The sequence below is a fragment of the Streptomyces sp. NPDC001668 genome (assembly GCF_042893155.1).
In the GTDB taxonomy this organism is placed as follows: Bacteria; Actinomycetota; Actinomycetes; order Streptomycetales; family Streptomycetaceae; genus Streptomyces.
The window spans coordinates 206,214-214,248 of sequence record NZ_JBIAUQ010000010.1 but is presented as its reverse complement, the minus strand read 5'-3'; the positions used below and the strand labels follow the sequence as shown (position 1 = coordinate 214,248).

6 protein-coding genes are annotated in these 8,035 nt (G+C 70.7%); 1 reads left to right on the top strand and 5 read right to left on the bottom strand.

Features of this window, described 5'->3' with window-relative positions; all coding sequences use genetic code 11:
* Positions 1-139: 139 nt before the first annotated feature.
* The 5 genes from ACFYZ8_RS28535 to ACFYZ8_RS28515 all read right to left on the bottom strand — a co-directional run bounded on the left by ACFYZ8_RS28535 (position 140) and on the right by ACFYZ8_RS28515 (position 6,023).
* Positions 140-541 carry a cobalamin B12-binding domain-containing protein gene (locus ACFYZ8_RS28535; RefSeq protein ID WP_359040670.1) on the bottom strand — a complete coding sequence of 134 codons (402 nt, stop codon included), beginning with the start codon at positions 539-541 and terminating at the stop codon, positions 140-142.
* A gap of 37 nt (positions 542-578) precedes the next feature.
* Complete coding sequence (locus ACFYZ8_RS28530; protein WP_388537968.1) at positions 579-2,159, bottom strand: methylmalonyl-CoA mutase; 1,581 nt, start codon at positions 2,157-2,159, stop codon at positions 579-581.
* A 10-nt stretch (positions 2,160-2,169) separates the two neighbouring features.
* Complete coding sequence (gene fdxA / locus ACFYZ8_RS28525) at positions 2,170-2,475, bottom strand: ferredoxin (protein WP_388537966.1); 306 nt, start codon at positions 2,473-2,475, stop codon at positions 2,170-2,172.
* Positions 2,476-2,702: 227 nt separating this feature from the next.
* Positions 2,703-3,773 (bottom strand): AMP-binding protein, encoded by a 1,071-nt coding sequence (locus tag ACFYZ8_RS28520; protein ID WP_388537964.1) that lies wholly within the window; start codon positions 3,771-3,773, stop codon positions 2,703-2,705.
* 30 nt (positions 3,774-3,803) lie between these two features.
* Entirely contained in the window at positions 3,804-6,023 is a 2,220-nt protein-coding gene (locus tag ACFYZ8_RS28515; protein ID WP_389050139.1) for a LuxR C-terminal-related transcriptional regulator, read from the bottom strand.
* Positions 6,024-7,144: 1,121 nt separating this feature from the next.
* Between ACFYZ8_RS28515 and ACFYZ8_RS28510 the strand changes: the two genes are divergently transcribed.
* The gene (locus tag ACFYZ8_RS28510) at positions 7,145-8,029 is read left to right on the top strand and encodes a hypothetical protein (RefSeq protein ID WP_388537961.1); all 885 of its coding nucleotides are present in this window, start codon (positions 7,145-7,147) and stop codon (positions 8,027-8,029) included.
* Positions 8,030-8,035 lie beyond the last annotated feature (6 nt).

The window sequence follows — 8,035 nt, the reverse complement described above, 5'->3', positions numbered from 1 at the left end:
TTTCCCGGGTGATCACCGGCGGGGGTATTTCCGCGGGGCAGGGGTTCGCCGGCCCGTGCGGGGCGACGGTTTCCCGGGGGGCCGGGGTGCACGAGGACCATGCCCTCCTCCGGCACCCGGCCCCGGTCGGTCGGTCAGCTCACCGGTGTCCCGCCAGGTTGGCCTGGACCCAGCTCACGATCCGGCCCGTGGGAGTGCCCGGGACGAAGATCTCCGCGACCCCGCGTTCCTTGAGCAGGGTGATGTCCGCTTCCGGGATGATGCCCCCGCCGAAGACGGCGATGTCCTGGGCGTCCCGCTCCCGCAAGAGCTCCAGGACGCTGGTGAACAGGGTGGCGTGGGCCCCGGACAGGACGGACAGGCCGATGCCGTCGGCGTCCTCCTGGATCGCGGTGTCGACGATCTGCGCGGGCGTCTGGTGCAGGCCGGTGTAGACGACCTCCACCCCCGCGTCCCGCAGCGCCCGGGCGATCACCTTGGCACCGCGATCATGGCCGTCCAGCCCCGGTTTGGCCACCACCACACGAATCGGCACCGTCATACGTCGCCTCCTTGGTCTGCGTTTGCGGATGGTCTGGTCAGAACACGTCCGACGGGGTGTACGTCCCCCACACCTCGCGCAGGGCGTTGCAGACCTCGCCGAGCGTGGCCCGGGCGCGCAGGGCGTCCTTCATCGGGCAGAGGACGTTGTCCTCGCCCTCGGCGGCCTTCTTCAGAGCTGTCAGGGCCGCGTCCACCGCCCGCCGACCACGTTCGGCACGGAGTGTGGCGAGGCGTTCGGCCTGCTGGGCCTCGATGGCGGGGGCGACGCGGAGCGGCTCGTACGGCTCCTCCTCGTCCAACCGGTACCGGTTCACGCCGACCACGACCCGCTCACCGGAGTCCGTCTCCCGCGCGATGCGGTAGGCGTTGCGCTCGATCTCGTTCTTCTGGAACCCGCGTTCGATGGCGGCGACCGCGCCGCCCAAGTCCTCGACCTTCGCCAGCAGTTCCAGAGCCGCCCCTTCCAGTTCGTCGGTCATGCTCTCCACAACGTACGAGCCGGCGAACGGGTCGACGGTGGCCGTCACATCCGTTTCGTAGGCCAGCACCTGCTGGGTGCGCAGGGCCAGTCGGGCCGCCTTGTCGGTGGGCAACGCGATCGCTTCGTCGAAGGAGTTGGTGTGCAGGGACTGGGTGCCGCCCAGTACGGCGGCCAGGCCCTGGACGGCGACCCGGACCAGGTTGACCTCCGGCTGCTGGGCCGTCAGCTGCACCCCGGCCGTCTGCGTGTGGAAGCGCAGCATCAGCGACTTGGGGTTCCGCGCGCCGAACTCCTCCCGCATCACCCGCGCCCAGACGCGCCTGGCCGCGCGGAACTTGGCGACCTCCTCCAGGATCGTCGTGCGCGCGACGAAGAAGAACGACAGCCGTGGGGCGAAGTCGTCGACGTCCATGCCGGCCGCGACCGCCGTACGCACGTACTCGATGCCGTCCGCGAGGGTGAACGCGATCTCCTGCGCGGGTGACGCGCCCGCCTCCGCCATGTGGTAGCCGGAGATCGAGATCGTGTTCCACCTCGGGATCTCGGCCCGGCAGTACTTGAAGATGTCGGCGGTCAGCCGCAGCGAGGGCTTCGGCGGGAAGATGTACGTGCCCCGCGCGATGTACTCCTTCAGCACGTCGTTCTGGATCGTGCCGGTGAGCCGGTCGGCGCCCACCCCCTGCTCCTCGGCGACCAGTTGGTACAGCAACAGCAACACGGCGGCCGGGGCGTTGATCGTCATCGACGTGGAGACCTCGCCCAGGGGAATGCCGTCGAAGAGCACCCGCATGTCGTCGACCGAGTCGATGGCGACCCCCACCTTGCCGACCTCACCCGACGCGATCGGCGCGTCGGAGTCGTGGCCCATCTGGGTGGGCAGGTCGAAGGCGACGGACAGGCCCGTGGTGCCGTGGGCGATCAGCTGCCGGTAGCGGGCGTTGGACTCCGTCGCCGTGCCGAAACCGGCGTACTGCCGCATCGTCCAGGGCCGGCCGGTGTACATGGAGGGGTACACGCCCCGCGTGAACGGGTACGCCCCGGGCTCGCCCAGCTTCTCCGCCGGATTCCAGCCGGTCAGGTCACCCGGCCCGTAGACCGGCACGATCGGCAGTCCGGACTCGGATTCGCGCGCCATGTCGTCTCCCCTACCGCTCCGCCACCGCATCGTGGTCCGCGCGCAGTACTCCCGTCGCGGCGGCGCCTCCGGGCGAGCCGAGCCGGTCGAACACCTCCGCGTTGATGTCCCGGTAGGCGCCCCAGTCCTCGGGCAGTTCCGCCTCGTGGTGAATCGCCTCGACCGGGCAGACCGGCTCGCAGGCCCCGCAGTCCACGCACTCCTCGGGGTGGATGTAGAGCATGCGCGGACCTTCGTAGATGCAGTCGACCGGGCACTCGTCGACGCAGGCCTTGTCCTTGACGTCCACACAAGGCTGAGCGATCACGTATGTCATCTTGGCTTCCTCGCGGATCGACGGAGTCCAGCCGTGGCCAACCCTCGGGCCGGAAGGTGCCGCGGCCTGCCGATGACGTTAGGGAGCGCAGACGCGTGCGGACACCGGCAAGTTCCTGCCGGTACGCGGCGCGCACGGGGGTCGCGCGGGCGAGGAGCGGTACGCGGGCGGGAATGGGTGCGCGGGCGACGAGTGGTGCCGGGGTCGCTCCGCGCGGCGGCGCCCGGTCACGCCGGTGCCGCCAGTACCCGCAGGCAGACGCCGAACGCGTCCCGTACGCGGTCGGCCAATTCCTGGGGTACGTCCGGGCCGAGGGTGGCCGCGTCGCACAGGCGCCGCAGTTTCCGCGGCTTCGCCCGCTGGGCGTCGACCATTTCGGACCAGTGCTCCGCAGGGCACAGCATCCGGGTGACGCCTGCCTGGCGGAACTGCTCCAGGCACCGCTCGGCGTGGAACTCGTCCATGAACACGCCGGTGCCGGCCTGGAGGAGCGGCTGCCAGACGGCGGTGACGAGACCGGCCGTGAGGGCGAGTGGATAGGTGGTGCCGAACACCTCCCAGCCGGGGCCGGGACCGCCGACGGGCGCGGGGCGGTCCTCCGCCGCGGTTCCGTCCAGGTACGACAGCGCCTGCGCGTACAGGTCGCGGTGCCGGTACAGCCGGACCGTGGAGGTCGTGAGGCCGGCCGGCGAGGGGGCCAGGCAGGCCCCGTCGGTGTCGCGCGGCAGTCGGCCGAGCCGCGCGGGGCCCGCCTGCCAGAGGCGTTGCCGATGACGGAAGAGGCGCTCGAAGTCGAGGGCGCCGGTGGCGGCGGCGTTGCCGACCACCACCCGGTGCCGCAGCGCCGGGAGACGTTTCGACACGGCCAGCAGCGTCTCCGCGTTGCGTTGTCCGAGGTAGGTGTCGAACACCACGCACATGTCGGCGTCCGTCGCGGCGAGGATTTCTTCCAGGTCCTGTTCCCCGACGGACGGGGAGATGGGCAGGGCGACCAGGCCCGCCCTGAGGCAGGCCAGGATCAGCGCGGCGCTCCCCCAGCAGTTGGGCACCTGCAGCGCCACGGTCTCGCCCCTGCGGGCGCCGCAGAAGGAGAGCGTCTCCGCGAACCGCTCGACGTTCTCCAGCAACTGGCCGTAGGTGACCGGCACGGCCGCTGACCGGCCGAAGCCGCGGGTGAGCAGCGCCGGACGGTTCGGCAGCGCCGAGGCAACCTGGTAGAGGGCGGTGACGATCGTTTCCCCTTGCGCCAAGCAGGTCAACGGCCCACGAGCCGGGGGCTCGGCGGAGTGATCGGCCACTCTCCCCTCCTCTCTGGTCCTGTCCGGTTCCTATGGGGTGGTCGCCTGCTGGACGAGCCGGGCGACGTGCACCCGGGACGGACAGCCGAGTTTCTGCATGACCTGGCGCAGGTGGTTGATCACCGTCCACTCGGACAGCTCCAGCGCCCTGGCTATCTGGCGGTTCGTCAGGCCGTCCGCGACCATCCTGGCGATCTGCGACTGGCGCGGCGTGAGGTCCCACAGCGTGTCCCCCTCCACCTGGCGCGCGGCGCTCGGGACCGCCAGCGGGGCCGACAGCGCGTCGTTGAGGGCGGCGATCGGTGTGACGCCGCGTATCTGGCGGCTCAGTTCGGTCATGGTGCTGTAGCCCAGGGACGCGTCCAGCCGGGCCAGGAGCCTCTCCAGCGCGCTGCTGTCGTCAGGCTCGGGCAGTTTGTGCCGGGCGCGCAGGGCCTGGGCGATCAGCAGCAGCCTGGCGGACCGGCGCTGGTGGCACTCGTCCACCAGCGGCAGGACACGGGCGGCCGTCTCCAGGGCGTCGGCCACGTCCTGCGATTCACCCACGTCGTACAGCAGGTCCATCGCTTCCCGTATCGCCGCCCAGGCCTCCACGGGTTTCTTCCCGGCCGTCAGGACCCGCGCGAGGTCCATGAGCACGAGCGCCACGGCACGCGGGCCGCCGACGGCGCGCAGATCGCCGAGGGCCGTCGTCAGGTGGGCCTCCGCGTGCGGCTTGCCCGCCGCCGTCTCGACCAGCGCCAGGGTCCGTCGGGCGAGGGCGGCGCTCCGCCGGTCGCCCAGGCGATCGAGCTCGGTCACCGCGTAGGTCACATGGTCGGCCGCGGCGGTGTGATCACCCGTCCTGCGGGCCGCTTCCGCGCTGTGCGCGGCGACCCGGGCGGTCCCGGCGTCGTCGCCCAGTTCGCCGTACAGGCAACGGGCTCGGCTCAGCGCCGCCACGGCACCGTCCGGGTCGCCGAGCGTCAGCGACCACGCTCCCGCCGTCTCTAAGGCGCGCGCCCGCAGCGAGCGGTCGTCGTCCTGCCCGCGCCGGTCCTCCAGCCGCTCGGCGGAACGCAGCAGCCGTTCGTGCATCTCCGCCAGGCAGCGGAGGTCGTAGACCGCTCCGTCCAGCGCGATGAGCATGCGGGCGGCCGCATCGTGCCGGCCGCTGGACTGGAGATGGGAGATCGCGGCCAGGTGGTCGCCGCGCCGGGCCCGGAGGCGCCCCAGCACGGACGCGTGGTCGGGCCCGTTCAGCCGGCAGGCCGCCAGAGCGACGGTTTCCGCGAAGTGCGCGGCATGCCGGTCGCGGGCCTTCACCAGTCCGTCGGGGTCCAGAGGGACATGCACCGAGTAGTAGTGCCGGACCAGGTTCAGCATCGAGAACGTGACCTCGCCGGTGGCCTGCTCCGTCCTCTGCAACAGGCTCATGTGCACCAGAACCTCCAGGTGGCACATGGCCGTGGGCAGGTCGAGGTCCGCGACCCGCCGGGCGGTCTCCGCGTCGAACGGGTTCACGCAGACCGTGAGCTGCTGCAGGAAGCCCCGGTGCTCGGGGGCCAGTGCGCCGTCCCCCCAGGCAAGGGCCTTGGCGAGTGTGCGGTGGCGGGCCGGGAGGTCCAGAAGCCGGCTGCTGGCGGGCCACCTGTCCTGCCGGAGCTGGTTCAGCAGTCCGCGCAGTCCGAGCATTCCCACAGCGCCGGCGCTCAGTTCTATGGCGAGCGGCAGGCCGTCGAGCGCCGCGCAGATGTCGTTGATGACCTGAAGGTCGTCGTCGACGAGGGCGTAGCTCGGCTGCTGTGCGCGTGCGCGTTCCACGAACAGGCGGACCGCGGACGCGTCCGGGTCGGTCACCGACGACCAGTCCGCCACCGATGCGCTGAACGGGCAGACCCAGAAGAGCTGTTCGTCGTAGATGTCGAGGGACACCCGGCTGGTGCTGAGCACGCGCAGTCCGGAGCAACTGGCCACCAACCGGGCGATTCCCAGGGAGAGTCGGGAGGCGACCAGGTCGCAGTTGTCCAGGATGAGCAGCAGCTCCCGGCACTCGATCAGGTCGGCCAGTTCCTCGGGCGTGGAGACCCCCTCACCCTCACCCTCACCCCCACCCCCACCCCCACCGCGGCCGACCGCCCGCGTGACCTGGGCGGCGATCTCGGTCCATGCGGTGAAGTCGTCGTCCGTGTCACCGAGATCGACCACGACCACCAGGCCGCCGGGATCGCACTGCGCGGCGGCCGCGAGCGCCAGCCTGCTCTTGCCCACTCCGGCCGGCCCCGCGAGCGTCAGTATCCTTATGGTCGGATCGAACAGCAGTCCCCGAAGCATCGCGAGCTCGGCGTCTCTGCCTATCACACGAGTATGAGCTGAAAGTTTCGCCGCTTTGAATTGCGGGACAATAATTACGGTCGGCTTCGGCAACCATTTCGGCCGAGGGGACGGCAGTTCGGGAGTCGGCTGCATACGAAGAACCCGTCTTGCAGTAGGGACCGGCCCATCCGGTGCGCACAGTTCAAGCGTCCAGGATAAGACCCATCATCTCGTGATCCAACCCTTTCCCGCGCCAGTCCCTTGAAACCTCAAATACCGTGACGGGCGACAGAGAACCGACAGACCTTCGCCGCTTTCCGATTCCCACCCGGGGAGTGCCGGCGATGGGCGGAGCGGCCGGGACTTCACATGCAGGAAGACCCGAGGACACCAGCGGGCGCACGCCTGTTGACGGGCGAACAGGTGCGGGATTTCGAGTTCTTCCTCCCCTGCACGGGGCGCCGGCCTTCGGCCGTTGGCACGCGGGCGCAGAAAACCCGGACGTGCGGCTTGGCAAGTCGTACGGCAGGGGCGGCATTCATGCCGCATTTTTCCCTGCGCGCTTTGCCAGCGTGTTCAATTCAAAACCGGCCCGAGCTGCCTTGTCAAGGCGATCCCTACCCGGTCGACTTCTATTCTCGATCCACCCGGTTAGGCATGATCCACAGCTTTTATTCACACCTGCCCGCATTGTCACGATGAGGGTGAACACCGGCTTGGCGCCCCAGAGGATTTCCGACCGGCGGGCCGCACACATCGAACTGGTCCGTGCAATAGCAGTTTGTTGCCAGTGCGTTCGACAACCGGTCACACCCCTGCCAGCCACTTGCCATGGCAGGGCCGCGACCGGCGTTCCTAGCATGCAGGTGCGTCGGCGGGTGCGGCAGGCTCACTCGATGGTGTCGGTACCTGCCCATTCGTGTGCGGCTCCCCCTTCGAGCGGGCCGCCCCGGCCTGTGCGGTAGAAGGAGGTGGCGCTCGTGGTATCTCAGATCTCAGCGCTTCACGACCAGGTCGAGGCGAGGGCCGGCAGGACGTCGGGCACCGGCCTCGGATCCGGCGGCGTCAGGCACCTCATGCAACGCCCTGGCAGTCCGGAACAGTTGCTGTTCGGCACCGCGGCTCAAGGAGAGTACTCCTTCGTCCTCTCCGACGAGTTACCCCCCGGCCGGCCCCGGCACGCGGGCTGCGGCAGCGACGCCCTGCACTTCGTGACCGAGGCCACGCAGTCGGTCGCGCATCTGGTGGCACTCAGCCGGCTTCGCTTCGCCGCCGGCCGTCCTCCCGTCCTCACCCAGGCTGCCGTGGGCATCACGGACGTGGAGCCCTGGCGCGCCGGCCGGCGCCCGGCGCCGGTGGTGATGGACCTGACCCTGACCGGCCTGGGCACAGCGGGGGCGCCCAGCGGGTTGAAGTGCACCGCCACCGTGAGCGTCGGCGGGGTGCTCTGTGCGCAGGCCAGCGCGCACTTCGGTTCCCCCGCGCAGGCCCCCCGTCCCGCCGGCGCCGGCCCGCTCGTCCCCTCGGACGGTCCGCACGGTGTCCGGCCGCTCGGCGCCGGCCGGCACGGCCCGCTGCGGGAGTCCGTGCTCAGTGCTCCGCGGGTGGTGCGCGAGCACCACATGCTGATGGACGTCCTGCCGCACCCCCGCGACCCGGCGCTCGTTCCCGCCCGGCCGGACGAGGCCGGCACCGAGCTGCTCGTCGAGGCGTCGTGCCAGGCCGCCGTGCTGACCGCGGTCGAGTTCAGAGGCTTCCGCGGCGCCTTCTGCATCGTGACGGACTGGTCGGGGGAGTTCGCCGGCCCCCTGGCCGGGGAATCGCCGCTGCGCTGTTCCGCCGTACCGGGAACGGTCGCCCGCGATGCCGGCGACCGCCCCCTGCTGCCTGTCCGCGTCGACTTCACCCAGGGCGACGCGTACGTGGGCGCCGTCACCGTCGATGTTCTGCAGGATTGCTGAACTGCC